A 25,604-nucleotide genomic window follows, 5' to 3' on the forward strand; every position below is an offset into this window, starting at 1 on the left:
AACTTGCCGCGCCGCCGGCGTACCGGCTACAATTTCGAAGTTTTGCTGACCCGACCTGTCCGTTTCAACGGGCGGCGCGGTAGTCGCAAAGCGGGGGAGATTGTAACCGCGTTGCGGTGCAAGCCCCACAAGTCCTTGATTGGACACTTTAAATCGCCACACACGTATCGGCACCGCCTTCGGGGTGCCTTGGCCAACCCTCCACATCATACGGGTTGCCAGGGTCGAAGTCGGGGATGCGTGGAGGTCCCAACCCCCGGGCCTAGCCGGCCCAACAATCGGAGTTTTACCCATGGCTCAAGTCACCATGCGCCAGATGCTCGAAGCTGGCGTGCATTTCGGTCACCAGACCCGTTACTGGAACCCGAAGATGGCCCCGTACATCTTTGGCGCCCGCGGCAAGATCCACATCATCAACCTCGAGAAGACCCTGCCGCTCTTCACCGACGCGATGAACTTCCTGTCGGCCGTGGCCCAGAAGCGTGGCACCGTGCTGTTCGTCGGCACCAAGCGTTCGGCCCGTGAGCCGTTGGCCGAAGAGGCCGCGCGCGCCGGCATGCCGTTCGTCACCGCCCGCTGGCTCGGTGGCATGCTGACCAACTTCCGCACCGTCAAGCAGTCCGTGGCCCGCCTCAAGGAGCTGGAAGCCGCCGAGACCGACGGCAGCTTCGACCGCCTCGTCAAGCACGAAGTGCTGGCCCGTCGCCGCGAGCGCGAGAAGCTGGAGAACTCGCTGGGCGGCATCAAGGACATGAACCGCCTGCCGGACGCCCTCTTCATCATCGACATCGGTCATGAAGACATCGCCGTGCAGGAAGCCAAGAAGCTCGGCATCCCGGTCATCGCCGTGGTCGACACCAACTACAACCCGGAACTGGTCGACTACGCCATCCCGGGCAACGACGACGCCATCCGCGCCATCCAGCTGTACGCCCGCGCTGCCGCTGACGCCATCCTGGAAGGCAAGGCCGCCGCGCCGGCTGCCGCCCAGGGCGACGCCAACGAATTCGTCGAGCTCGACGAAGAAGGCAACCCGATTGCCAAGGAAGAGCGCAAGGCCGCCCCGCGCCGTGACGACCGCAACAACCGCGGCCCGGCCAAGAAGGGCGCTGGCGCACCGCGCGGCGACCGTGGCGGCCGCGGCCGTCGCAACGAAGAGTCGGACGGCGAGTAAGCCCTCCCTGCCCCGGCCCGCAAGGGTCGGGGCGCATCAAAGTTTTTGAGGATTCCAGATGACTGCTATCACCGCAAAACTGGTCAGCGAACTGCGCGAGCGCTCGGGCGCCGGCATGATGGATTGCAAGAAGGCGCTGGTCGAGAACAACGGCGACATCGACGCCGCGGTCGAGTACCTGCGCAAGACCGGCCTGGCCAAGGCCGACAAGAAGGCCGACCGCGTGGCCGCCGAAGGCCGCATCGCCACCGCCCAGGCCAACGGCCAGGCCGTACTGGTCGAAGTGAACAGCGAGACCGACTTCGTCGCCAAGGCGCCGAACTTCATCCAGTTCACCAACGACGTCGCCGAGGCCGTGCTGGCTTCGGGCGCCGCCGACATCGACGCCGCCAAGGCTGCCGCCTTCCCGGGCGCCGACAACGTCGAGTCCGCCGCCAAGGCACAGACCGCCACCATCGGCGAGAAGATCGAAGTGCGCCGCGTGGCCCGCATCGCGAACGATGGCCCGCTGGCCACCTACTCGCACGGCGGCAAGATCGGCGTGATCGTGGCGCTCAAGGGTGGCTCGGAAGAGCTGGCCAAGGGCATCGCCATGCATGTGGCCGCCATGAACCCGCCGCACATCAAGCCGGAGCACGTGCCGGCCGAGTTCGTCGAGAAGGAAAAGGAAATCGCGCTGAGCCAGATGACCGAGAAGGACAAGGCCAAGCCGGCCGAAATCCTCGAGAAGATCATCTCCGGCAAGATCAACAAGATCGTCTCGGAAGTGACCCTCGTCGGCCAGCCGTACGTGATCGACACCAACACCACCGTGGGCGAAGTCCTGAAGAAGGAAGGCGCCGACGTCGTGGCCGTGGTTCGCCTGGCCGTGGGCGAAGGCATCGAGAAGGTGCAGGAAGACTACCTGGCCGAAGTCGCCAAGGCGATGCAGGGCTAAGCAGCCCGTTCCACGCAACATCGAAAAAGCCGCGGGAAACCGCGGCTTTTTTATTGCCTGCTCATGGGCGATCAAGGCCGAGATCGGCGTGGTGATGCAGGCTTGATACGTTGAAGCCGAACGCGCTGCGCTGGCCTCGCAGCTCCATCTCAACCCGGTGCCGAGGAAAGGACTCGTAGTACGACGAACGGACGCATAGATGGCCAGGCATGGCATAGTCGAGGCGCCAGCCGGTCGCCTGGTAGTGGCACTCCCGTCCGGAGCGGCGCTCCAGCCTCAGCGTTGCCACTTCCGCATGCGTTGCACCGAACAGCCGGGTGTATGCGCCCGCGGCACCGTGCACCAGCGCCATCCACAGAAACCCGCCGGATGCCACGAACATCAGGGGCGAGAGGACGATCAGGTCGGCTGGCCCGCGCCGGTACCCTGGGTTGCGCCCGCTGAGGATCAACCATGTCAGCCACCCCGTCAGCAGGGCGGCAAGGACGGCCGATACGCACAGTCCCCACCACGGCAGCCACTCTTCCGGAATGAAGTCGTTCCACATGCCGTAGAGCGCGAGCGCCAGCACCGCCATGATCGAATGGATCGCGATGCGATGGCCCGTGGCCGGGTTTTCCTTGCCGAAGTAATGCGTGCGCCAGCCCATGCCCCGCTTCCCGGTCCGTGGAAATGCACTCCATGCTAACTGCAACGCCACGGAACTCTTACAGGCATGCGTCGCTCTCGCTACAATGCGGCGGTTTGCATCACACAATCCGGAGACCCCATGAGCGCACCGCTTAAATACCGCCGCATCCTGCTCAAACTCTCCGGTGAAGCCCTCATGGGCGAGGCGGACTACGGCATCGACCCCAAGGTGATCGGTCGCCTGGCCGATGAAATCATCGAAGTGCAGAAGGCCGGCGTGCAGATCGGCGTGGTCATCGGCGGCGGCAACATCTTCCGCGGCGCGGGCCTCGCGGCCGCCGGCATGGATCGCGTGACCGGCGATCACATGGGCATGCTCGCGACCGTGATGAACGCGCTGGCCATGCAGGATGCCATCGAACGCCGCGGCGGCTTCGCCCGCGTCATGAGCGCGATCCAGATCCACGACGTCGCCGAGGATTTCATCCGCCGCCGCGCGATCCGCCACATCGAGAAGGGCCGCATCGCGCTGTTCGCCGCAGGCACCGGCAACCCCTTCTTCACCACCGATTCGGCCGCCGCGCTGCGTGCGGTGGAAGTGGGCGCGGACCTGCTGCTGAAGGCGACCAAGGTCGACGGCGTCTACACCGCCGACCCGGCTCGCCACGCCGACGCGACGCGCTACGACCAGCTCACCTATGACCAGGTGATCGAGCGCAAGCTCGCCGTGATGGACACCGCTGCCATCGCGCTGTGCCGTGACCACGGCATGCCGCTGCGCATCTACGACATGACGGTCGCAGGCAACCTCATGCGCATCATGCACGGCGAAGCGGTCGGCACCATCGTCTCCGACAACTGAAGCCTTGCGCGCCCTCTCCCCCGGGGAGAGGGCGGGGGTGGGGGCCAATCTTGCCGTAGTGCAACATCCAGGCGATGCGTCGATGAAACGCTTCCGCGAGCACCCGCCCCTTACCTCGATACGCTCTCCGGCGGGGAGCGGAGGAAACCGCTTCGCTCCAACGCCCCTCGCCCCCCTGCTATACTCGCGGGCTTGCACGGTTCAAGGGGTTACCCATGCTCAATGACATCAAGAACGATGCCCAGACCCGCATGGGCAAGAGCATCGATTCGCTCAAGCACAGCCTGACGCGCCTGCGCACGGGCCGCGCGAGCACCGCCCTGGTCGACGGCATTAAGGTGCCGTACTACGGCTCCGACATGCCGCTGAACCAGGTGGCCACGGTCGCGCTGGGCGATTCGCGCTCCATCATCATCACCCCGTTCGAGAAAACCCTGGTGGGCCCGATCGAAAAGGCCATCATGGCCTCGGACATCGGCATCACGCCGAACACGGCCGGCACCACCATCCGCCTCAACATGCCGCCGCTCACCGAAGAGCGCCGTCGCGAGCTGGCCAAGCACGTGGCCCATGAAGGCGAGGAAGCCAAGATCGCCATCCGCAACGTGCGCCGCGACGCCATGCAGCAGGTGAAGGATCTGCTCAAGGAAAAGCTGATCACCGAGGACGACGAGCGTCGTGCCGAGGACGAGATCCAGAAGCTCACCGACCGCTTCGTCAAGGACGTCGACGGCGTCGTCAAGAACAAGGAAGAGGAGCTGATGGCGCTCTGAGCGCCATCGCGCCCTCACCATGACCACCAGCGCCGATTCCGCGCGGATACCGCGCCACATTGCCATCGTGATGGATGGCAACGGCCGCTGGGCAAAGCTCCGCCACCGACCACGCACCTTCGGCCACAACGCGGGCCGCAAGGCCGTGCGCAACGTGGTCGAGGGTTGCCTGCGCCAGGGCGTCAAAGTCCTCACCCTCTTCGCGTTTTCCAGCGAGAACTGGAAACGCCCCGAGGAAGAAGTCGGCGCCTTGATGGAACTGTTCGTGCGCGCGCTCGACAAGGAAGTGGACGAGCTGCACGGCAACGGCGTGCGCATCCGCTTCGTGGGCGACCTCAATGCATTCGACAATGGCCTGCGCCAGCGCATGACCGGGGCGATGGCCCGCACCGCCGGCAATGATGCGCTGCACCTCAACATCGCGGTGAACTACGGCGGGCGCTGGGACATCGTCCAGGCGGCGCGCAAGGCCGCCGAAGCCGTGGCGCGCGGGGAACTGCGCGCCGACGACATCGACGAAAAGCTGCTGGGCCACTGGATGTGCCTGGCGGAGCTGCCGCCGCTGGACCTGTTCATCCGTACCGGCGGCGAATGCCGCGTGAGCAACTTCCTGTTGTGGCAACTGGCTTACGCCGAACTGCATTTCACCGATACCCTGTGGCCTGATTTCGACCAGGCGAGCCTCCAGCACGCCATCGACGATTACGCCCGCCGCGAACGCCGTTACGGCAAGACCGGCGAACAAGTCGCCCGCCAGGCCAACTGAGAGCCTGCTCAATGTCCCCACGTAGCCCGCGTTGTTCATCCCAAGGCTCCAGCGAATGGATCGTGACGCCGCGCCTGGCTGGCCGTCAGGCCAAGTCGCGAGCCGCTCGCTGGAGCCTTGGCATGAACAACCCTTCCCCGCTCCTCAAAGCCGGCGCCATCCATGGCGCCTCCCCGCGCGCGGGCCGGGTCTGTTTGCTCACAGCCCGGCGCCATCACTCAGTCGTGTACGGACGTACACTCCATCGTTCCATCGTTCTTCCTTGGTCTGCGCGCCAACAGCTCCCGGCGCGGGCCACGGGGGGACGTTGAACAGGCTCTAAGGACCCGCATGCTGCTTCAGCGCACCCTCACCGCCTTGCTGCTCGCTCCGTTGGTGATCGCACTGATCCTGCTGACGCCGACCTGGCTGTTCGCGCCCATCGTCGTCATCGCCTTCCTGGCCGCGATGTGGGAGTGGACCCGGTTGTCGGGCCTCAAGGAAACCGCGCCGCGCATCGGCTTGCTGGTGCTGACGGCCATCCTGTTCGCGCTGTGCTGGTGTGCACGCGGCACGGCCTGGTGGCCCGTGGTGATCGGCGTCGGCGTCGCCTGGTGGATCGTCGTCGGCCAATGGCTGCGCCACTTCGCCTTCGGCGCCGCCCCCACGCGCGAAAACAGCCTGATGAAGCTGGGCGCTGGCCTGCTGGTGATCGTGCCGGCCTGGGTGTCGGTGGTCTCCATTCACGGCACGGGCGAGCATGGCCACTGGTGGACCTTGCTGGCCCTATTCATCGTCTGGGCCGCCGATATCGGCGCCTATTTCAGCGGCCGCATGTTCGGCCGCCGCAAGCTCGCCCCCACCATCAGCCCGGGCAAGACCTGGGCCGGCGTGTATGGCGCCTTCGTGGCGGGCGCGCTGGTTACCGTCGCCGGTGGGCTGATGCTCGGCGTCGAAGGCGGCAAGCTGTTCGGCCTGCTGGTGCTGTCGGTGTTGACCGTGGTTGCCTCGGTGGTGGGCGACCTGCTGGAAAGCCTGATGAAGCGCCACGCCGCCGTGAAGGATTCGGGCAACCTCTTCCCCGGCCATGGCGGCCTGCTCGATCGCCTCGACAGCGTGTTCGCCGCCCTCCCCGTGTTCGCTGCAGGCAAGCTGCTGCTGGGCCTATGAGCACCGCACTTCGCCACGTTGCGGTCCTGGGCGCCACCGGTTCGATCGGCGGCAGCACGCTGGACGTGATCGCCCGGCACCCGGAGCGTTTCCGCGCCACCGTGCTGACGGCGCACAGCAATGTCGCCGCGCTCGCCGATCTCTGCGTCCGCCATCGCCCCGAGCTGGCCGTCATCGCGGATGCCGCGCTGGAAGGCGAGCTCGCCCGGCGCCTCGCCGCAGCAGGCGTGCGTTGTGACATCGCGAGCGGCCACGACGCGATCACCGCGGCGGTATCGGGCGCGGTGTGCGACACCGTGGTGGCCGCCATCGTCGGTGCCGCCGGCCTCGATTCCACGCTGGCGGCGGCCCGCACGGGCAAACGCCTGCTGCTGGCCAACAAGGAATCGATCGTCATGGCCGGGCCGTTGCTGCTGGAGGCCCTGGCGATCGGCGGCGGCGAGCTGATTCCGGTCGATTCGGAGCACAACGCCATCTTCCAGTGCCTGCCAGGCGGTCGTCCGGACCTGAAAGGCAACGGCGTCCGCCGGCTGATCCTCACTGCCTCCGGCGGTCCGTTCCGCGGCCGTACGCGTGCCGAACTCGCCGGCGTGACGCCTGAGCAGGCCTGCAAGCACCCGAACTGGGTGATGGGCCGCAAGATTTCGGTGGATTCGGCCACGCTGATGAACAAGGGCCTCGAGGTGATCGAGGCGCACCACCTGTTCGGCGCCACCCCGGACACCATCGACGTGCTGGTGCATCCGCAAAGCCTCGTGCATTCGATGGTGGAGTACGTGGACGGCTCGGTGCTCGCGCAGCTGGGCAATCCCGACATGCGCACCGCCATCGCGCACGCGCTGGCCTGGCCCACGCGTGTCGAAGCCGGCGTTTCGCCGCTCGATCTCGCCACCTCGGCGCCGCTGGCGTTCGAGCAGCCGGACCTGGGCACCTTCCGCTGCCTTGCCCTGGCCTTCCAGGCCTTGCGCGCCGGCGGCGACGCGCCGGCCATCCTCAATGCGGCCAACGAGGTGGCGGTGGAGGCCTTCCTGGCCGGCGGACTGCCCTTCCTCGGCATTGCCGACCTCGTCGAAAGCGTCCTTGCGGAACTGCCGTCTCAAGCTGTGGTCGATGTGCAGACCCTGAATGAACGAGACCGTTCGGCACGCGAGGCCGCCCGGCGCATTCTCCGCAACGCTTGCTGACAAGCCTGATAAGCTCTTACCGATGAATACTCTTCTTGGATCCGTGTTTTGGCTGCTGGTCACGCTTGGCGTGCTGGTGACCTTTCACGAATTCGGCCACTACTGGGTCGCCCGCCGCTGCGGCGTCAAGGTGCTCCGCTTTTCGGTAGGCTTCGGCAAGGCCATCTGGAAGCGCATCGGCAAGGACGGCACCGAGTATCAGGTCGCGGTGATTCCGCTGGGTGGCTACGTGAAGATGCTCGACGCGCGCGAAGGCGACGTCGATCCCGCGCTGGCCGGCCAGGAATTCACCGGCAAGCCCGTCTGGCAGCGCATCGCGATCGTCGCGGCGGGCCCTGCGTTCAACCTCATCTTCACCGTGGTGGCGTTCTGGCTGATGTTCATGCTGGGCAAGCCGGACATCGCCCCGCTGGTCACCGCCGCGCCGCAGAGCTTGGCTGCGCAGGCCGGCATCCACCCCGGTGACCGCGTGCTGCGCATCGACGGCAAGCCGGTCGCCACCTGGAGCGATTCGCTGGAAGCCGTGGCCAACGCCATGCTCGGCCGCGAACCGCTGCCGCTGGATGTGCGCGGCACCGACGGCGCCGAGCGCCATGTGGTGCTGCCGCTGCAGGAGCTGCCGGCCGGCCAGGGCATCGACCAGTATCTGGACAAGCTGGGCCTGAAGCCCGCGCCGCTCCCGGCCGTCGCCGCCATCGTCACCGAGGGCGACCCGGCCCAGGCCGCGGGCATGCGCGGCGGCGATCGGCTGGTCAGCGTCAACGGGCAGCCGGTGGCCGACTTCGACGCCTTCGGCAACCTGGTGAAGGATGAAGCGGCCAAGTCGCCCAGGCTGACCATCGCCATCGAGCGCGCAGGCCAGCCGATGACGCTGACCGTCACCGCGGTCAAGAAGTCGTTCGAGGGCCGCCCCGCGCAGTGGCTGATCGGCATCCGTCCGCCGCAACCGGAAGAGGCGCTGGTGCGCTACGGGCCGGCCAAGGCCCTCGCCGCCTCCCTCGGTACCACCTGGGACCGCGCCATGTCGATCTTCAACATGATCGGCAAGATGGTCAGCGGCCAGGCCTCCACCAAGAACCTCTCCGGCGTGATCGGCATCGCCCAGGTGGCCAATGCCTCGGCCAGCATGGGCGCCACCTGGTTCATCGAATTCCTGGCGCTGGTGTCGCTCAGCCTCGCCGTGCTCAACCTGATGCCCATCCCCGTCTTGGACGGGGGTCACCTGCTGTATTACCTTATCGAGTTGGTCAAGGGCAGCCCCTTAAGCGAACGCGCAATGATGGCCGGTCAGTATGTCGGCCTGATCCTGCTGTTTACGTTGATGGGACTGGCTTTCTACAACGACATCCATCGCTTCCTGCCTTCGTGACGCGCGCTGACCTTGCTGGGAGTCGCGCCGTGTCCGGGGGCAAGGCGTACCTGCGGTGCAAGCCGCCGGCACGACGCGATGGTTGACCCGCCGCATCCGGGGAAGATGCAAGCACCCATTCAAGGCTGGGCTTGTCCTGGCTTCACGCATTGATCGGGCGGCCCAGGCCGCCTCATCGGAATAAAAAACAACGGAATCGACGATGAAGCGTATCGCCGCCCTGATCTTGCTTGCCTCACTGTCCGCCAATGCACTCGCCTTCGAGCCGTTTGTCGTTTCCGATATCCGTATCGATGGCCTAAGCCGCATTTCCCAGGGCACGGTGCTCAACTACCTGCCCGTCAACCGGGGTGACCGCCTCACCAACGACGGTGCGCAGCGCGCCATCCGCGCCCTGTACCAGACCAAGTTCTTCAGTGACGTGGAAGTCGACCGCGAAGGCGACATCATGGTCATCAAGGTGGTCGAGCGCCCGTCCATCGCCAAGCTCAACATCCGCGGCAACAAGGACATCAAGGAAGACGACCTGCGCAAGGGCCTGAAGGAGATCGGCCTGTCCGAGGGTGAAACCTTCGACCGCCTGTCGCTGGACCGCGTGCAGCAGGAACTGGTGCGCCAGTACTACAACCGCGGCAAGTACAACGTGTCGGTCGAGCCGCACGTAACCAACCTCGACCGCAACCGCGTCGCCATCGACATCGAGATCCGCGAAGGCAAGGTCGCGAAGATCAAGGAAATCAACATCGTCGGCAACAAGGCGTTCACCGACAAGGAAATCCGCAAGGGCTTCGAGTCGGACACGTCCAACTGGATGTCCTGGTACTCCAAGGACGACCAGTACTCGCGCGAGAAGCTCAGCGGCGACCTCGAGAAGCTGCAGTCCTACTACATGGATCGCGGCTACGCCGACTTCGGCGTCGACTCCACGCAGGTGACCATCGCGCCGGACAAGCGCACGATGTACATCGCCGCCAGCGTGAAGGAAGGCGACATCTACACCATCTCCGACGTGCACCTGCTCGGCGAGCTCATCCTGCCCGAGGAATCGCTCAAGCAGCTGGTGTACGTGAAGAAGGGCGACACCTTCAACCGCAAGGCCATCGAGGCCAGCACCAACTCGATCAAGAGCATCCTCGCCAGCATCGGCTATGCGTTCGCCAAGGTGACGCCGGTGCCGAAGCTGGACAAGGACAAGCGCACCGTCGACCTCACGCTCTACATCGAGCCGGGCAAGCGCGTGTACGTGCGCCGCGTGATCTTCCAGGGCAACACCCGCACGGAAGACGACGTGATGCGCCGCGAAATGCGCCAGTTGGAAGGCAGCTGGTTCTCGCAGCCGGCGATCGACCGCTCCAAGATCCGCCTGCAGCGCCTGGGCTACTTCAAGACCGTCAACATCGACAAGGCCCTGGTGCCCGGCACCGAGGACCAGGTCGACCTGACCGCGAAGGTCGAAGAGCAGTCCGCCGGCAGCCTGATGTTCGGCGTGGGTTACTCGCAGTACTCGGGCATCATCCTGTCCGCGTCGGTGTCGCAGAACAACTTCCTCGGCACCGGTGACAGCTTCACCGTGGGCGCGTCGCGCAGCGACTACTCCACGTCGATCAACGCGAGCTACTTCAACCCGTACCTCACCGACAGCGGCGTGGGCATCGGTTACAACGCCGGCTACACCAAGAGCAACTACGCCGACACCAACAGCGACTTCGTGAACTACGAAAGTTCGATGAAGTCGTTCTCGAGCTTCCTCAGCTTCCCGATTTCGGAAACGGACAACATCCGTACCGGACTGGGCCTGAGCAGCAACAAGATCAACCTCGCCTACCAGTACGTCGACACGCTCAACGGCAACACCGTCACCACGGTGAACTACTCGCCGCAGATCATGATCGACTACCAGAACGCGATCGGTCACAAGACCATCCACACCTGGGACGCGACCATCGGCTGGACCCACGACACCCGCAACGGTTACTGGGCACCGACGCGCGGCGGCCTGATTTCGCTGTCGACCGACATCGCGCTGCCGGGCTCCACCGTGCAGTACTACAAGATCTTCGGCGAGGCGAACCACTACTGGCCGATCGGCAAGGGCTTCGTGCTGTACCTGGACGGCCAGGTCGGCTACGGCAAGGCCTATGGCCAGACGTTCGACTACGACGGCGGCACCAGTTACAAGGCGGGCGATCCGGTCACCTTCCCGTTCTGGGAAAACTACTACTCCGGCGGCGTGCGCGACGTGCGCGGCTTCCAGGACAACACCCTGGGCCCCCGCGTGTGTACCGGCACGAACGCCGATGGCTCGCCGATCCAGCCCAACAAGGACGGCACCTGTACCGGCGGCTACTACTCGTACGCGCAGCCGATCGGCGGTGCGTTCAAGGTGCTGGGCACGGCCGAGCTGTACCTGCCGCTGCCGTTCCTCAAGGACATCAACACGGCCCGCGTGTCGTGGTTCGTCGACGTCGGCAACGTGTACCAGGACTACCAGAGCTTCAAGGCGAGCGAACTGCGCGCCTCGACCGGTATCTCGCTGCACTGGCAGGCGCCGATCGGCCCGCTGATCATCAACTTCGCCGTGCCGATCCGCACCAAGCAGGACGACAGCCACTACGAGGAGCGCATCCAGTTCACCTTCGGCAGCCAGTTCTAACTGGCATAGCCGGGCTGGAACGGCCCATGGAGAGAAGGCGCGGCCCTGCCGCGCTTTCTTTTTTTCATGCGCCCGGTGGCGCCTCCTCCTACAATGGCCCGATTGCAGGGAGCCAAGCATGAGCGTCTTCAAAACCACCGTGTCCGGGCTGGCCGACCGCTTCGGCCTCGCCTTTCATGGCGATGGCGACCGCGTCATCGATGGCGTGGGCACGTTGGCGGGCGCGGGTCCCGGCCAACTCAGCTTTCTTTCGAACAGCAAGTACGCCTCGCAACTGGCCTCCACCCGTGCTGGCGTGGTGGTCATGCGCGAGGAGAACGTGGCCGACAGCCCCACCGCGGCGCTCGTCGCGCACGACCCTTACGTGGCCTACGCCAAAATCGCCGCGCTGTTTGAACGGCTGCCGGCCTCGCCGCAGGGTATCCATCCCACGGCGGTGGTTTCGCCGAACGCGCGTGTCGCGCCGACCGCCAGCATCGGCCCGGGCTGCGTGATCGAAGACGGTGCCGTCGTGGAGGACGGCGCGATCCTCGGCCCCCATTGCATCATCGGTACCGATTGCACGGTCGGCGCGCAATCGCGCCTGGTGGCGCGCGTGACGCTGGTGATCCGCGTGAGCCTGGGCAAGCGCGTGCTGGTGCATCCGGGCGCGGTGATCGGCTCGGACGGCTTCGGCCTCGCCTTCGACCGCGACCATTGGATCAAGCTGCCCCAGCTCGGCGGGGTGCGCATCGGCGACGACTGCGAGATAGGCGCCAACACCACCATTGATCGCGGCGCGCTGGACGACACCGTGCTGGAAGAGGACGTTCGCCTGGACAACCAGATCCAGATCGCCCATAACGTCCACATCGGCGCGCACAGCGCCCTGGCCGGCTGCGCCGCGGTCGCCGGCAGCGCCAGGATCGGCCGCTACTGCATGATCGGCGGCAATGCCGGGGTGCTGGGCCATCTGGAAGTGGCCGACCGGGTTACCATTACCGCCAAGAGCCTGGTCACGCACTCCATACGCGAGCCCGGCGAATATTCTTCGGGCGTCCCGCTGCAGGAAAACCGACTGTGGCGCCGGAACGCAGCCCGATTCAAGCATCTCGATGAATACGCGCGCCGACTCTCGGCGCTGGAGAAGGACAGCAACAATGAGTGACCTCACCGTGCCTTTCCACCTTCCCGTGACTGTGGAACATATCCAGCAGCTGCTGCCGCACCGCTATCCGTTCCTGCTGGTCGACCGCGTGATCGAACTCGTCCCCGACAAGAGCGTGGTCGCCCTCAAGAACGTGACCATCAACGAGCCGTTCTTCCAGGGTCACTTCCCGGGCCATCCGGTGATGCCGGGCGTGCTGATCGTGGAAGCCATGGCCCAGGCCGCCGGCCTGCTCACGCAGATCTCCAGCCGCCTCAAGGGCAACACGGGCAGCCCGCTGTTCTATCTCGCCAAGGTGGACAACGCGCGCTTCAACGCGCCGGTGGTGCCGGGCGACCAGCTGCGCCTGGAAGTGACGCTCAAGCGCCTGCTGCGCAGCATGGGCCTGTTCGAGGCGCGCACGATGGTGGGCGACAAGGAAGTGGCGAGCTGCGAGCTGATGTGCGCCGCGAGGTCCGAGAAATGATCCACCCCACCGCGCAGATCGATCCGTCGGCCGTCATCGCCAGCAACGTCACCATCGGCGCGTTCAGCGTGATCGGTGCCGACGTGCATATCGGCGAAGGCACGGTGATCGGACCGCACGTGGTGATCGAGGGGCCGACCCGCATTGGCCGTGACAATCGCATCAGCCAGTTCGCCTCGCTCGGCGGCGCACCGCAGGACAAGAAGTTCGCCGGCGAGCGCACCGAACTGGTGATCGGCGATCGCAACCAGATCCGCGAATTCGTCACCATCAACCGTGGCACGGGTGATGGCGGTGGTGTCACGCGCATCGGCAACGACAACTGGTTGCTCGCCTACGTGCATGTTGCGCACGACTGCCAGATCGGCAACCACACGGTGTTCTCCAACTATTCGGCACTGGCCGGCCATGTCGAAGTGGGCGACTGGGTCGTGATGGCGGGCTTTTCCGGCGCCCACCAGTTCTGCAAGGTGGGCGCGCACGCGTTCATCGGCATGGGCTGCCTGCTGGGCTCGGACGTGCCGCCGTTCGTGATGATGGCCAACGAGCAGCGCGGTCGTCCGCGCGGCATCAACAGCGAAGGCCTCAAGCGCCGCGGTTTCGACGCGTCGCGCATTTCCGCGATCAAGCGCGCGTACCGCACGCTGTACATGGCCGGCCTTACCCTGTCCGACGCGCGCGAGCAGCTGGTGTCCCAGGCGGCCGACAGCGAGGACGTGCGCGCCATGCTGGAATTCCTCGATCGCAGCGAACGCTCGCTGGCACGCTGATATGGGCCGCTGACATGGGCTTCGCCCATATCAGCATGAGGCACGGGAGTTTGCTTTTGTCTCCTTCATAAGCCATGACTCCCACTGACACTACAAACCAGCCCCCCCTCATTGCCATCGTCGCCGGTGAAGACTCCGGCGACCAGCTGGGCGCCGATCTCATCGCCGCGTTGCGGCGCCGCTATCCCGACGCGCGCTTCGCCGGCATTGGCGGCGCGCGCATGCAGGCGGCCGGGTTCGAGTCCTGGTACGACATCAAGGAACTGTCGCTGTTCGGCTTCGTCGAGGTGATCTCGCATCTGCCGCGCCTGCTTCGCCTGCGCAAGGAACTGGTCGCGCGGCTGGTCGCCGCAAAGCCCGCCGTGGTGATCGGCATCGATGCGCCGGATTTCAATCTTGGCGTGGAGAAGCGCCTGCGCGAGGCAGGCCTGCGTACCGTGCACTACGTCAGCCCTTCGGTGTGGGCATGGCGCGAGAAACGCGCGGAAAAGATCGGCCGCAGCGCGGACCGCGTGTTGTGCCTGTTCCCGATGGAACCGCCGATCTATGCCAGGCATGGCGTCGACGCGCGTTTCGTCGGCCATCCGCTGGCCGACCGCTTTGCCATGGTTTCCGACCGCGCCGGTGCGCGCGACTTCCTGGGGCTGCCGCACAACGTACCCGTGCTGGCCGTGCTGCCGGGCAGCCGCGCGTCGGAGATCGAGCGGCTTGGGCGCAGCTTCATCGAGGCGGCCCGCAAAGTGGCCACCGCCCTGCCCGGCCTGCGCGTGATCGTGCCGGCCGCCAATGAGCGGGTGCACGCCACGCTGAAAACCCTGCTGGGCGATGCAACAGGCGACGACGCGCCGCTGCTGCTGGACGGCCACGCGCACGAGGCGATGCTGGCCGCCGACGTCGTGCTGCTCGCATCCGGCACCGCCGCGCTGGAGGCGATGCTGGCGAAGCGGCCGATGGTGGTGGGTTATCGTGTATCGCCGGTGAGCTATCGCATCGCGCGCATGCTCAACATGCTGAAGACGGACGTCTACTCGCTGCCCAACATCCTGGCGCGCGCCGGGGGCATGGGCGAGAAGGTCGTGCTCGTACCCGAGCTGATGCAGGACGACTTCACGCCCGAAAAACTCGCCGATGCGACACTGGCGCTGTTCCAGGACAGCGAGCGGCGTGGCGCGATCGTGACGGCATTCGAACAGCTGCACCGTGCCCTGCGCGGCGACCTGGAAGGCCACGCAGGCGACCTGGCAGCCGATGCCGTGGCCGAACTGGTGGAGGCTGCACGTGGCTAGTTCGACCTTGAAGATGGACGTGCCGACGTCAGTCGCAGCCACCGGCGAAACCGTGGTTCGTCTCATCGCCGGCGTGGATGAAGCCGGACGCGGTCCCTTGGCGGGCCCCGTCTCGGTCGCCGCCGTCATCCTCGATCCGTCGCGTCCGAAAATCCGCGGCCTGGATGATTCCAAGAAGCTCACCGAAGCCAGGCGCGAGGCGCTCTACGAGAAGATCGTGGATCGTGCCCTGGCGTATTGCGTCGTGCTGGTCACGGCCGATGAGATCGATCGCATCAATATTTTCCAGGCCACCATGACCGGCATGTGCCGTGCGCTGGCCGGCCTCAATCCCTCGGCGCACGAAGCATGGATCGACGGCAATGCCCTGCCGCGCGAACTGCCCTGCGCCGGCCGCGCCATCATCGGAGGCGACGCGCTCGAACCGGCCATCAGCGCCGCGTCGATCCTCGCCAAGGTGAGCCGCGATCGCTGGATGGTCGAACTCGATCGCGAGTATCCCGGTTACGGTTTCGCCGAGCACAAGGGCTATGCCACGCCCTTCCATCTGTCTGCACTGAAGCGGCTGGGCCCCTGCCCGCAACACCGCCGCAGTTTTGCGCCGGTGAAGATCCTGGTGGACCAGGGCGTGTTGTTCTGAGCGCGTGATTGGACGACCAAACAGGCGCCATCCCCAAGCATCAAGAAGGCCAAGAAGCGCATGCGCGAGCATGCCCTATGGGCCACGTCATGCGCGTGCAACGGAGCTAGAATACAGTCGACTTCGCAAGAGGCCGCGACCTGCGACGCGACCGCTGCAAAGCCAGGAAACAGCGGCTGTATCGCGTACTGCCCAGCGTGTTTTCCAGCAGGCAACCTTTTCCGCCGCTGCCGCATCCGAACGGATACAGGAAACGAAGTCACCGGGCCGCCACAGGTAGGGCCGCAACGCGACACCGTCACGCGCCATTCCGCGGCGCGGTGCGCTTCCGCCGAGGCATGGATGCACGGGTCGACCCGCATGGTCCCCGCCATGCGGCCTGCAAATCATCGCGCGCATTAGACCGCAGGAGTGGTGCCATGACGCTTCCCAACCGCCCATCCGACTTCGCCCCGTCGCCGGACGAGACGTCGATCGAGGTAACCGCCGGGTTGCTTTCCTCCGACGAACTCACGGCCATCGTGGACGCCGAATACCAGCACGTGGATTACGACCGGCATCCCTTGTCGGTGCGGCGCTTCGACCACTACATCGAAGGGCCGCTCGGCGACGGGCGTTTCCACATCTCAGGCTGATCGAGAACCGGGTCGACGGCGGCACCGCTGGCGTGCCGTCGTCCGTGGGGCAAGACTCAGCCGCGGCTGCGCAGCGCGCTGTGCCGGTAGCCGTAACCGATGTAGATCAGCATGCCGATGGCGGTCCAGCTCGCGAGCAACATCCAGTTGCCCGCGTTCATCTGCGCAAGCAGGAACAGGCAGACCAGCACGCCCAGCGAACAGACCACCGGGGCCGCCGGCACGCGGAAGCCGCGTGGCAGGTCGGGGTGCGTGCGACGCAGCACCAGCACGCCCACGCACACCGTGGAGAAGGCCAACAGCGTGCCCATCGACAACAAGTCACCCAGCAGGCTGAGCGGGAACACCGCCGCCAGCAGGCCGCCCACGCAGCCCACCAGCAAGGTGGTGCGATGCGGCGTGCGGAACCGCTCGTGCACGGCGCCGAACAGGCGCGGCAGCAGCCCGTCGCCGGCCATGGAGTAGAGGATGCGGGCCAGGCCCATGTGCATCACCAGGATGACCGAGGTGAGGCCGGCCACCGCGCCCACCTGGGTCAGCAGCTTCAGCCACGCCAGCGCCGGGTGGGCGGCCAGCGCGGTCGCCACCGGTTCGGCGGTGGCCAGTTGCGGGTATGGCACCAGGCCGGTGAGCACGGCCGCCACGATGATGTAGAGCACCGTGCAGACCGCCAGCGAAATGAGGATGCCGGCCGGCACGTTCTGCTGCGGATTGCGCGTTTCCTGCGCCGCGGTGGCCACCGCGTCGAAGCCGATGTAGGCGTAGAACACGCTGGTGGCCGCGCGGAATACGCCGGCCCAGCCATAGTGGTCGCCACCCTGGTTTTCCGGCACGTAGGGATGCCACAGCGAAGGGTCGACGTACTGCAGGCCGAACACCACGAACAGCACCACGACCAGCACCTTCAGCACCACCACGAAACTGGCGAACAGGGTCGACTGGCGGGTACCTACGTAGAGCAGCGCGGTGATCGCCGCGACCACCAGCAGGGCCGGCAGGTTGAGCCAGGCGCCGGTCGCCACGAAATGACCGTCGCGGAACGACAGCGGCGCATTGGCCCATACCGACGGGATATCGATGCCCATGCTGTGCAGCAGGCCCACGCCGTAACCGGACCAGCCCACCGCCACCGACGACACCGCCAGCAGGTACTCGGCCACCACGTTCCAGCCGATGAACCACGCCAGCAGTTCGCCGAACGTGGCGTAAGCGTAGACATAGGCGCTGCCCGACACCGGCAGCATGGCCGCGAACTCGGCATAGCTGAGCGCCGCCAGGGCCGCCGCCAGGCCGGCCAGCACGAAGGAGATGGTCAGCGCGGGGCCGGCATGCTCGGCGGCCGCCTGTCCGGTGATCACGAAGATGCCCGCGCCGATCACCGCGCCCACGCCCAATACGATCAGGTCCTTGAGGCCGAGCGTGCGGCGCAGGTTGTCGCCCACGGAAAGCGACGCCTCGATGGGCTTGACGGTGAACAGTGAGCGGATCAGTGACATGCAGTGCCTTCGGAAGCCCGGACGGGCCACCGTCCCTGGGTGAAAAGTCCTGAACCATGCCAGCCGCGGCGAGCCCCCGCAACCGCCAGAAGTCCGGAGCACCTCGTGGCCGAGGCACGTTGTTGCCGGTCACAGACGGGGACTACCATGCCTCCAGGGGAGGGCTTCGGCCCGCGCAGTCTGCTTTACCGCCCGTTGGAACCGAACCGTGCGCGCTGCAGGGGTGTTGTTCGCCGTCGTGCTGATCCATGGGGTGCTGGTGAGCCTGCCGGCGCTCGCGGGCGGCGTCGCGCCCGCCCTGGCATCCATCGCGGTGCAGTGCGTGGCCGTGGCAGCGGTGATGGCGCGTCGCCGCCGCGATCCGGCCGAACTGCGTACGCCGTGGTTGCTGCTTGCCGTCGCGGCCAGCCTGCAGGTGATCTGGGCGGGCATCAACGTGCTGGCTGCCTTGCTGAAAGACGAAGGCGGCTACCTCACCGCCGTCGGCGTGGTCTGCTCCGCGCTGTACATGATCCCGGCGATGCTGCTGATCGCGCGATCCCATGGCCGCCATGAACCGGCCGCGGCACGCGTGCTGGACCTGGCGTTGTCGTGTCTCGTCGGCGTCCTGCTCTACGTGCTGATCACCCACGCGCTGCCGGGGTCGCCCGATGCGCCTTCCTCGGGCGTGTACGTGATCATCTGGCACGCCGATGCCATCGATTTCTCGATGGCCTTCATGGCGATCCTGCGCATGTTCGGCGCGCGCGGCCTGCGCCTGCGCTTTCTCTTCTATGCGGCGGCGAGCTACCTGCTCGTCAACGCCGCCGTCGCCGCGGCCTACAACCGCATCGAACTGCATGGCTTGCCGCACTGGAGCACCCTGCTCGTCGACCTGCCTTATATCGCCCTGGCGCTGATCGTCTCGCGTCGCCCGCCACGCCTGCTGCGCCGGTTCCGTCCTTCGCTGCGCACCTCGCAGACGATCGCGTTCTTCTCGCCCATCATGCTGTCGATCGGCGTGCTGTTGCTCGGTGTCAGCGTATCGCGCCTGGCCTTTGCGCCCGGCGTCGCGGTGGCCGCGTTGGCGGTGCTCTATTACGGCTTGCGGGTCGCCTTCATCCAGCGCCAGCACCTGGACCTGCAGCGCGCGGCGCAGCTGGACAACGAGTCGCTGCAGCGCCAGGTGGGACGCGACCCGCTCACCGGCATCGCCAACCGCACCACCCTCGACACCCGCCTCCACGAGGCGCTGGAGGATGCGGTGCGCACGAAGACGTCGTGTTCGGTGCTGATGATCGACATCGACTACTTCAAGCAATTCAACGACCGCCAAGGGCATCTGGCCGGCGACGCGTGCCTCGTGGGCGTGGCGAAAGCCCTCGCCACCAGCCTGTTCCGCAATGGCGACCTGGTGGCGCGCTACGGCGGCGAGGAATTCGCCGTGGTGCTGCCCGACACCGATGGCGTCGCCGCCGACGCCATCGCGCAACGGCTGATCCAGGCGGTGGAACGCCTGCACATCCCGCACGGCGACAGCCCGCATGGCGAGCTGTCTGTCAGCATCGGCCTCGCCACGCAACCCGAAGGGGTGACGATCGACGCCGCCCAGCTGCTCAACGCCGCCGACCGCGCGCTCTATCGCGCCAAGACCCTGGGGCGCAATCGCCACGAAGTGGCGGACATGCGCATGGCGCCACGCGATCACGCCTGACGCGGCCGCTGAAGCCGCCTCCGGCGCACGAGGGAATCCGCTAAGCTGGCTCCAGGGGGGAAATGCTCATGAAGAAACGCATCGCACGGTTCGCGCTGGCCACGCTCGCGCTCATGCTCGTCGCGGTCTGCCAGGCCCGCCCCGGACCGGGCGATATACCGCCCGACTTCCTGGGTCGCGATCGCAACGGCAACGATCTGCACGTGTCGGACCTGCGGGGCAAGGTCGTCATCGTGACGTTCTGGGCCACCTGGTGTGGCTACTGCATGAAGGAATTGCCCGTCCTCGCGGCGCTGCAGAAGATGAAGGGATCGAACGATCTCGCCGTCGTCGGCATCAGCCACGACGACGACCTGGAGGCGTTCAAGAAGGCCCGCCACAACTGGCGGAGCCTCGATGTCATCCTGACCTACGACGCCAAGGACCGGCGCATCGCCAAACCCTACGGCGTCAATACCATTCCGCACATGGTGATGATCGGGCGCGACGGCCGCATCGCCGACGTCTACGTAGGCTACGACGAAAGCATGCTGGACCAGATCCTCGCCGAAGTCGACGACCTGCTGAGCCAGCCTGCTCCGCAGGCGCCCGCGGCATCCGCGCCCTGAGCCGGGCCGGCCCACACCGGATGTCAATTCTTGTCCGTCCGGGCCGGCGCCGGTAGGCTGGCGTTCCATCCTGCGCGCACGCCATGTCCGTCCGCTTCGCACACCTCCACCTGCACAGCGAGTACTCGCTGGTCGACTCGACCATCCGCATCAAGGGACTGGTCGACGCCTGCGTGCGCGCAGGCATCCCGGCGGTGGCGCTGACCGACGACAGCAACATGTTCGCGCTGGTGAAGTTCTACAAGGCCTGCAGCGCGGCCGGCATCAAGCCGATCGGCGGCGCGGACCTGTGGGTGAGCTCGCCGGACGATCCGCGCCCGTGGCGTCTCACCGTGTTCTGCCAGAACCACGAGGGCTACCTCAACCTGTCGCGCCTGGTGTCGCGCGCCTGGCGCGACGGCCAGCAGGGCGGCCGCGCGATGGTCGACATGGCCTGGCTCACGCCGCAGGCGACGCTTGGCCTGATCGCCATGATGGGGCGCGAGAGCGAGGTCGGTCGCATCGCGGTGAACCAGGGCGTGGATGCCGCCGCCGCGCGCCTGCGCCCGTTCGCACGGCAGATGGCCGACCGCCTTTACCTGGAACTCACCCGCACCGGCCGCGAAGGCGAGGAAAACTGGAACGCCGCCGCGCTGGGCCTCGCCGCCGAGCTCGACCTGCCGGTAATCGCCAGCAACGACGTGCGCTTCCTCAAGCAGGAAGGCTTCGAGTCGCACGAGGCGCGCGTATGCATCAACCAGGGCCGCGTGCTGGCCGATCCCAAGCGCCCGCGCGACTACAGCGACCAGCAGTACCTGAAGTCGCCCGAGGAGATGGCGGCGCTGTTCGCCGACCTTCCCGAGGCGCTGGAAAACACCATCGAACTGGCCAAGCGCTGCACGCTGGAACTGAGCTTCGGCACCTACTACCTGCCCGACTTCCCGGTGCCCGAAGGCCACGACCTGGCCAGCTATATCCGCGAGCTTTCCCGCGAGGGCCTGAAGGAGCGCCTGGCGTTTGCCGGCGTCGCGCCCGGCCGCACGCGGGAGGAATACGAAGCGCGCCTGGAACGCGAGCTGGACGTCATCATCAAGATGGGCTTCCCCGGCTACTTCCTGATCGTGGCGGACTTCATCAACTGGGGTAAGCAGAACGGCATCCCGGTCGGCCCGGGCCGTGGTTCGGGCGCGGGCTCGCTGGTGGCATGGGTACTGAAGATCACCGACCTGGATCCGATCCAGTTCGACCTGCTGTTCGAGCGATTCCTCAATCCCGAACGCGTGTCGATGCCCGACTTCGACATCGACTTCTGCATGGACCGCCGCGACGAGGTGATCGACTACGTCGCGCGCAAGTACGGCCGCGACCACGTCAGCCAGATCATCACCTACGGCTCGATGGCGGCGAAAGCCGTGCTGCGCGACTCCGGCCGCGTGCTCGGCATGGGCTACAACGCGGTCGACCGCATCGCCAAGCTGATCCCCGCGCGCCCGCTCGACCTCACCCTGCAATGCGCCCTGGGTCGCTCGGAGAAGGCGAAGAAAGAACCCGATCGCATCGTCAAGGATTTCTGCGACCTCTACGACCAGGACGAGGAAGCGCGCACCCTGATCGATCTCGCGCTCAGCCTGGAAAGCATCACGCGCGGCGTCGGCAAGCACGCCGGCGGCGTGGTGATCGGCCCCAAGCCGCTCACCGAATTCGCGCCGCTGTACTGCGAACCGGGCGGCGCCGGTGTCGTCACGCAGTACGACAAGGACGACGTGGAAGCCGTCGGCCTGGTGAAGTTCGACTTCCTCGGCCTGCGCACGCTCACCATCATCGACTGGGCGGTGAAGGCCATCAACGCGCGTCGCGCGGCGAACGGCGAGGAAGCCCTGGATATCGCGGCGATTCCCACCGACGATCCGGCCGCCTACGACGTGCTGAAGAAGGCGCAGACCGTCGCCGTGTTCCAGCTCGAATCCTCGGGCATGCAACGCATGCTCAAGGACGCCAAGCCCGACCGCTTCGAGGACATCATCGCGCTGGTGGCGCTGTATCGCCCCGGTCCGATGGACCTGATTCCCAGCTTCGTCGCCCGCAAGCACGGCCGCGAGGAAGTGGTCTATCCCGACCCGCGCGTCGAGCCGATCCTGAAAGAGACCTACGGCATCATGGTCTATCAGGAGCAGGTGATGCAGATGGCCCAGATCGTCGGCGGCTACTCGCTCGGCGGCGCCGACCTGCTGCGTCGCGCGATGGGCAAGAAGAAAGTCGAGGAAATGGCGAAGGAGCGCGCCAAGTTCCGCGAAGGCGCCGCCAAGGACGGGCTCACCGGCGAGAAGGCCGACGAGATCTTCGACCTGATGGAGAAGTTCGCGGGCTACGGCTTCAACAAGTCGCACGCCGCCGCCTACGCGCTCGTCTCGTACCACACCGCCTGGCTGAAGGCGCATTACCCCGCCGAGTTCATGGCCGCGACGATTTCGTCGGACATGGACAACACCGACAAGGCGGTGACCTTCATCGACGAGTCGAAGGCGATCGGCCTGACGGTGTTGCCGCCGGACGTCAACGCGTCGGAGTTCATGTTCGTCGCGGTCGAGCCGAAGGTGATCCGCTATGGCCTGGGCGCCATCAAGGGCGTGGGCCAGGGCGCGTGCGAAGCGATCGCCGACGAGCGTCGTCGCGGCGGCGCGTATACCGACCTCGCCGATTTCTGCCGTCGCGTCGATTCCACCAAGCTCAATCGCCGCGTGCTTGAGGCGCTGATCCTGTCCGGCGCGCTCGACGCGCTGGCACCGAATCGCGCCAGCCTGATGGCGCAGTTGCCGAACGCCATGAAGGCGGCGGAGCAGCACCTGCGCAACAAGCAGTCCGGCCAGAACGACATGTTCGGCACGGCCATGTCGTTCGGAAGCGGGGGCGCCACCGCGCCGACCGTCGAGGTGGATCTGCCCGTCGTCGCCGACTGGCCGCTGGAGCAAATCCTGCAGGGCGAGCGCGACACCCTTGGCCATTACCTTTCCGGTCATCCCACCGACCCATGGAAAGAGGAATTCGCCCAGCTCTCGACCTGCCCGCTGGGCGAGATCGCCGATCGCTACCAGCCGCCCAAGCCACGCAAGAACGACGGCGACGACAACCGCTTCCGCCGCGGCCCGGATACGCCATGGACCGTGGCGGGCATGGTCACCGCCGTGCGCAAGCGCGGCGACAGCGATGCCTTCGTGCGGCTGGAAGACGGCACCGGCGTCATCGAGGTGAGCTTCTTCGGCGAGCTGTACCAGCAGGTTGCCCCGCTGCTGGTGCGTGACGAACTGCTGGTGGTCGAAGGCGGCTTGCGCATCGACGATTTCTCCGGCGGCGGTTTCGCCCTCCGCGCCCGCAGCGCGCTGAGCCTGGGCGATGCCTGCCGCCGCTATGCGCGCCTGCTGCGTTTGAAACTGAACGGCGTCGGCCCCGGCTTCATCGACGACCTGCGCCGCACCCTCGCCGGCTACCGCGGCGGACGAGCCAGCGTGGTGCTCTACGGTTACCACAACAAGACCGCGCAGGCCGACCTGGAGCTGGGCGAGGAGTGGCGTGTGGACGCCATCCCCGAGCTGCTGCGCGCCATCCGCGCGGTGCCGGGGGTGGAGGCGGCCAAGCTGCGCATCGTGAAGACGGACGACCGGCCACGCGGCGGCGATTGACCCACCCAACCCGTCATTCCGGCGCAGGCCGGAATCCAGTTTCCGATACCTCCGTTGTCGCGGAAACGTCCAAAGGGGTTTTCGCGAGAACCGGACCCGCGCCCTACCCGGGATGGAGGCCGCCAAACTGCGCATCGTGAAGACAGGCGACCAACCCATCCCCCGTCATTCCGGCGCAGGCCGGAATCCAGTGGCCGATCCCGCCGGTTGTCGCGGAAGCATCCAAAGGAGTTTTCGCAAAACCGGTTACCTCCGCTGCTGGATTCCGGCCTGCGCCGGAATGACGGTCCTTTGCGGGCACCGCGTGCGTGAGGCTTCCTTCACGCTTTCCTCACTCCCATACGCCCCCGTTCCCGCGTTTTTTCCCGGCCCGGTATACTGGCGCGCTTCCGTGTCCTGAACTGCACCGAATGAATCCCAACTTCCTCGATTTCGAACAACCCATCGCCGAACTGGACGCGAAGATTGAAGAGCTTCGCCACGCCAGCCACGGGCAGGCGTTCAACATCGACGAAGAAGTCGCCCGCCTGCGCGAGAAGCTGAAGCTCAAGACCAACGAGATCTTCCGCAACCTCACGCCGTGGCAGGTGACCCAGCTGTCGCGCCATCCGGCCCGGCCATACACGCTCGACTACATCAGCGTGATGTGCGACGAGTTCCACGAACTGGCCGGCGACCGCGCCTACGCGGACGACGCCGCCATCGTGGGCGGCCTGGGCCGCATCAACGGCCGCTCGGTGATGATCATCGGCCACCAGAAGGCGCGCGACACCAAGGGCAAGGTGCGCCGCAACTTCGGCATGCCGCGTCCCGAGGGTTACCGCAAGGCGCTGCGCCTGATGAAGATGGCCGAGCGCTTCGGCCTGCCGTTGTTCACCCTGATCGACACCCCGGGCGCCTACCCGGGCGTGGGCGCCGAGGAGCGTGGCCAGTCCGAAGCCATCGCCCGCAACCTGCTGGAAATGGCCGACCTGAAGACGCCCATCATCTGCACCGTGATCGGTGAAGGCGGTTCGGGCGGCGCGCTGGCCATCGGCGTGGGCGATCGCACGGTCATGCTGCAGTACTCCACGTATTCGGTGATTTCGCCGGAAGGTTGCGCGTCGATCCTGTGGAAGAGCGCCGACAAGGCCAAGGACGCCGCCGAAGCGCTGGGCCTCACCGCCCCGCGCCTGCTCGAGCACGGCCTGATCGACAAGATCGTGCGCGAACCGCTGGGCGGCGCGCATCGCAATCCGCACTCGATGGCCGTGCGCCTGAAGGCCGTGCTGATGAACCAGCTCGACGAGCTGGAAGCGATGCCGATGAAGGACCTGCTCGAGCAACGCTACAAGCGCCTGCGCGGCTACGGCGCGTTCATCGAGTAACCCCCCACGCATCCTTGGTTTTTCCTGTAGGAGCGCACCCTTGTGCGCGACAAGCCTACGCAGCGGCGACGCCACCGCACCGCGGTCGCCCACTGGGTGGGCTCCTACAAAAAAACGCGCCGCGCGCTTCACCTGTAGGAGCGCACCCAGTGCGCGACAAGCCTACGCAGCAGCAACGCCACCGCACCGTGGTCGCCCACTAGGTGGGCTCCTACAAAAAAAACGCGCCGCCCGCGCCCCCTGTAGGAGCGCACCCAGTGCGCGACAAGCCTACGCAGCAGCAACGCCAACGCGCCGCGGTCGCCCACTGGGTGGGCTCCTACAAAAAAAACGCGCCGCCCGC

The 25,604-nt window shown here is 66.4% G+C and carries 21 protein-coding genes; 19 read left to right on the forward strand and 2 right to left on the reverse strand.

Features of this window, described 5'->3' with window-relative positions; translation table 11 throughout:
• Positions 1-292 precede the first annotated feature (292 nt).
• Together rpsB and tsf are read left to right on the forward strand one after the other, a co-directional pair.
• Complete coding sequence (gene rpsB / locus JMF82_RS08105) at positions 293-1,174, forward strand: 30S ribosomal protein S2 (protein ID WP_201314022.1); 882 nt, start codon at positions 293-295, stop codon at positions 1,172-1,174.
• Between the two features lie 58 nt (positions 1,175-1,232).
• Positions 1,233-2,111, forward strand: a complete 879-nt coding sequence (gene tsf / locus JMF82_RS08110) for a translation elongation factor Ts (RefSeq protein ID WP_201314023.1) — start codon at positions 1,233-1,235, stop codon at positions 2,109-2,111.
• A 61-nt stretch (positions 2,112-2,172) separates the two neighbouring features.
• On the opposite strand, the gene JMF82_RS08115 is transcribed toward tsf, so the two are convergent.
• Complete coding sequence (locus JMF82_RS08115) at positions 2,173-2,760, reverse strand: hypothetical protein (RefSeq protein WP_201314024.1); 588 nt, start codon at positions 2,758-2,760, stop codon at positions 2,173-2,175.
• Between the two features lie 120 nt (positions 2,761-2,880).
• On the opposite strand from JMF82_RS08115, the gene pyrH reads away from it, so the two are divergent.
• The 13 genes from pyrH to JMF82_RS08180 all read left to right on the forward strand — a co-directional run bounded on the left by pyrH (position 2,881) and on the right by JMF82_RS08180 (position 16,441).
• Positions 2,881-3,603, forward strand: coding sequence for a UMP kinase (pyrH, locus tag JMF82_RS08120; protein WP_201314025.1), 723 nt, complete (start codon positions 2,881-2,883; stop codon positions 3,601-3,603).
• A gap of 215 nt (positions 3,604-3,818) precedes the next feature.
• Complete coding sequence (frr, locus tag JMF82_RS08125; protein ID WP_201314026.1) at positions 3,819-4,376, forward strand: ribosome recycling factor; 558 nt, start codon at positions 3,819-3,821, stop codon at positions 4,374-4,376.
• A gap of 19 nt (positions 4,377-4,395) precedes the next feature.
• Positions 4,396-5,142, forward strand: a complete 747-nt coding sequence (gene uppS, locus JMF82_RS08130) for a polyprenyl diphosphate synthase (protein WP_201314027.1) — start codon at positions 4,396-4,398, stop codon at positions 5,140-5,142.
• Positions 5,143-5,472: 330 nt separating this feature from the next.
• Entirely contained in the window at positions 5,473-6,291 is an 819-nt protein-coding gene (locus tag JMF82_RS08135) for a phosphatidate cytidylyltransferase (RefSeq protein WP_201314028.1), read from the forward strand.
• The gene (locus tag JMF82_RS08140) at positions 6,288-7,475 is read left to right on the forward strand and encodes a 1-deoxy-D-xylulose-5-phosphate reductoisomerase (RefSeq protein WP_201314029.1); all 1,188 of its coding nucleotides are present in this window, start codon (positions 6,288-6,290) and stop codon (positions 7,473-7,475) included. Before JMF82_RS08135 ends, JMF82_RS08140 begins: the two co-directional genes overlap by 4 nt.
• Before the next feature lie 22 nt (positions 7,476-7,497).
• The gene (gene rseP / locus JMF82_RS08145; protein WP_201314030.1) at positions 7,498-8,844 is read left to right on the forward strand and encodes an RIP metalloprotease RseP; all 1,347 of its coding nucleotides are present in this window, start codon (positions 7,498-7,500) and stop codon (positions 8,842-8,844) included.
• Between the two features lie 202 nt (positions 8,845-9,046).
• Positions 9,047-11,497: an outer membrane protein assembly factor BamA gene (bamA, locus tag JMF82_RS08150; RefSeq protein ID WP_201314031.1), complete on the forward strand. Its 2,451-nt coding sequence runs from the start codon at positions 9,047-9,049 to the stop codon at positions 11,495-11,497.
• Positions 11,498-11,615: 118 nt separating this feature from the next.
• The gene (lpxD, locus tag JMF82_RS08155; protein ID WP_201314032.1) at positions 11,616-12,644 is read left to right on the forward strand and encodes a UDP-3-O-(3-hydroxymyristoyl)glucosamine N-acyltransferase; all 1,029 of its coding nucleotides are present in this window, start codon (positions 11,616-11,618) and stop codon (positions 12,642-12,644) included.
• The gene (gene fabZ / locus JMF82_RS08160) at positions 12,637-13,110 is read left to right on the forward strand and encodes a 3-hydroxyacyl-ACP dehydratase FabZ (protein WP_130619964.1); all 474 of its coding nucleotides are present in this window, start codon (positions 12,637-12,639) and stop codon (positions 13,108-13,110) included. The genes lpxD and fabZ overlap by 8 nt, the downstream gene beginning before the upstream one ends.
• Complete coding sequence (lpxA, locus tag JMF82_RS08165) at positions 13,107-13,880, forward strand: acyl-ACP--UDP-N-acetylglucosamine O-acyltransferase (RefSeq protein WP_201314033.1); 774 nt, start codon at positions 13,107-13,109, stop codon at positions 13,878-13,880. The genes fabZ and lpxA overlap by 4 nt, the downstream gene beginning before the upstream one ends.
• A gap of 74 nt (positions 13,881-13,954) precedes the next feature.
• Positions 13,955-15,166, forward strand: a complete 1,212-nt coding sequence (gene lpxB / locus JMF82_RS08170) for a lipid-A-disaccharide synthase (protein ID WP_201314034.1) — start codon at positions 13,955-13,957, stop codon at positions 15,164-15,166.
• 13 nt (positions 15,167-15,179) lie between these two features.
• Complete coding sequence (gene rnhB, locus JMF82_RS08175) at positions 15,180-15,806, forward strand: ribonuclease HII (protein WP_201314056.1); 627 nt, start codon at positions 15,180-15,182, stop codon at positions 15,804-15,806.
• A gap of 419 nt (positions 15,807-16,225) precedes the next feature.
• Positions 16,226-16,441 (forward strand): hypothetical protein, encoded by a 216-nt coding sequence (locus JMF82_RS08180; RefSeq protein WP_201314035.1) that lies wholly within the window; start codon positions 16,226-16,228, stop codon positions 16,439-16,441.
• Positions 16,442-16,497: 56 nt separating this feature from the next.
• Here the strand turns inward: JMF82_RS08180 and JMF82_RS08185 are convergent, their stop codons facing one another.
• The gene (locus JMF82_RS08185) at positions 16,498-17,937 is read right to left on the reverse strand and encodes an amino acid permease (protein WP_201314036.1); all 1,440 of its coding nucleotides are present in this window, start codon (positions 17,935-17,937) and stop codon (positions 16,498-16,500) included.
• Between the two features lie 208 nt (positions 17,938-18,145).
• Here JMF82_RS08185 and JMF82_RS08190 point away from each other — a divergent pair, with 208 nt between their 5' ends.
• From JMF82_RS08190 to JMF82_RS08205, 4 genes are all read left to right on the forward strand, one after another.
• A complete protein-coding gene (locus tag JMF82_RS08190; RefSeq protein ID WP_201314037.1) occupies positions 18,146-19,630 on the forward strand; it encodes a GGDEF domain-containing protein in 1,485 nt (494 codons plus the stop codon).
• A 68-nt stretch (positions 19,631-19,698) separates the two neighbouring features.
• On the forward strand, positions 19,699-20,238 hold the full coding sequence (locus JMF82_RS08195) for a TlpA disulfide reductase family protein (protein ID WP_201314038.1): 540 nt from the start codon (positions 19,699-19,701) through the stop codon (positions 20,236-20,238).
• An 83-nt stretch (positions 20,239-20,321) separates the two neighbouring features.
• The gene (gene dnaE, locus JMF82_RS08200) at positions 20,322-23,894 is read left to right on the forward strand and encodes a DNA polymerase III subunit alpha (protein WP_201314039.1); all 3,573 of its coding nucleotides are present in this window, start codon (positions 20,322-20,324) and stop codon (positions 23,892-23,894) included.
• A gap of 410 nt (positions 23,895-24,304) precedes the next feature.
• Entirely contained in the window at positions 24,305-25,261 is a 957-nt protein-coding gene (locus JMF82_RS08205) for an acetyl-CoA carboxylase carboxyltransferase subunit alpha (RefSeq protein ID WP_201314040.1), read from the forward strand.
• Positions 25,262-25,604: the final 343 nt, after the last annotated feature.

The sequence above is a fragment of the Dyella sp. EPa41 genome (genome assembly GCF_016586165.1).
Lineage (GTDB): Bacteria > Pseudomonadota > Gammaproteobacteria > Xanthomonadales > Rhodanobacteraceae > Dyella.

What these genes read in the sequence shown, in the direction of transcription:
- rseP (WP_201314030.1), top strand. Translation starts at nt 7,498, where the DNA reads ATGAATACTCTTCTTGGATCCGTGTTTTGGCTGCTGGTCACGCTTGGC.
- JMF82_RS08205 (WP_201314040.1), top strand. Translation starts at nt 24,305, where the DNA reads ATGAATCCCAACTTCCTCGATTTCGAACAACCCATCGCCGAACTGGAC.
- pyrH (WP_201314025.1), top strand. Translation starts at nt 2,881, where the DNA reads ATGAGCGCACCGCTTAAATACCGCCGCATCCTGCTCAAACTCTCCGGT.
- JMF82_RS08140 (WP_201314029.1), top strand. Translation starts at nt 6,288, where the DNA reads ATGAGCACCGCACTTCGCCACGTTGCGGTCCTGGGCGCCACCGGTTCG.
- lpxD (WP_201314032.1), top strand. Translation starts at nt 11,616, where the DNA reads ATGAGCGTCTTCAAAACCACCGTGTCCGGGCTGGCCGACCGCTTCGGC.
- rnhB (WP_201314056.1), top strand. Translation starts at nt 15,180, where the DNA reads ATGGACGTGCCGACGTCAGTCGCAGCCACCGGCGAAACCGTGGTTCGT.
- tsf (WP_201314023.1), top strand. Translation starts at nt 1,233, where the DNA reads ATGACTGCTATCACCGCAAAACTGGTCAGCGAACTGCGCGAGCGCTCG.
- lpxA (WP_201314033.1), top strand. Translation starts at nt 13,107, where the DNA reads ATGATCCACCCCACCGCGCAGATCGATCCGTCGGCCGTCATCGCCAGC.
- fabZ (WP_130619964.1), top strand. Translation starts at nt 12,637, where the DNA reads ATGAGTGACCTCACCGTGCCTTTCCACCTTCCCGTGACTGTGGAACAT.
- JMF82_RS08195 (WP_201314038.1), top strand. Translation starts at nt 19,699, where the DNA reads ATGAAGAAACGCATCGCACGGTTCGCGCTGGCCACGCTCGCGCTCATG.
- uppS (WP_201314027.1), top strand. Translation starts at nt 4,396, where the DNA reads ATGACCACCAGCGCCGATTCCGCGCGGATACCGCGCCACATTGCCATC.
- JMF82_RS08185 (WP_201314036.1), bottom strand. Translation starts at nt 17,937, where the DNA reads ATGTCACTGATCCGCTCACTGTTCACCGTCAAGCCCATCGAGGCGTCG.
- JMF82_RS08180 (WP_201314035.1), top strand. Translation starts at nt 16,226, where the DNA reads ATGACGCTTCCCAACCGCCCATCCGACTTCGCCCCGTCGCCGGACGAG.
- JMF82_RS08135 (WP_201314028.1), top strand. Translation starts at nt 5,473, where the DNA reads ATGCTGCTTCAGCGCACCCTCACCGCCTTGCTGCTCGCTCCGTTGGTG.
- dnaE (WP_201314039.1), top strand. Translation starts at nt 20,322, where the DNA reads ATGTCCGTCCGCTTCGCACACCTCCACCTGCACAGCGAGTACTCGCTG.
- rpsB (WP_201314022.1), top strand. Translation starts at nt 293, where the DNA reads ATGGCTCAAGTCACCATGCGCCAGATGCTCGAAGCTGGCGTGCATTTC.
- JMF82_RS08115 (WP_201314024.1), bottom strand. Translation starts at nt 2,760, where the DNA reads ATGGGCTGGCGCACGCATTACTTCGGCAAGGAAAACCCGGCCACGGGC.
- lpxB (WP_201314034.1), top strand. Translation starts at nt 13,955, where the DNA reads ATGACTCCCACTGACACTACAAACCAGCCCCCCCTCATTGCCATCGTC.
- frr (WP_201314026.1), top strand. Translation starts at nt 3,819, where the DNA reads ATGCTCAATGACATCAAGAACGATGCCCAGACCCGCATGGGCAAGAGC.
- bamA (WP_201314031.1), top strand. Translation starts at nt 9,047, where the DNA reads ATGAAGCGTATCGCCGCCCTGATCTTGCTTGCCTCACTGTCCGCCAAT.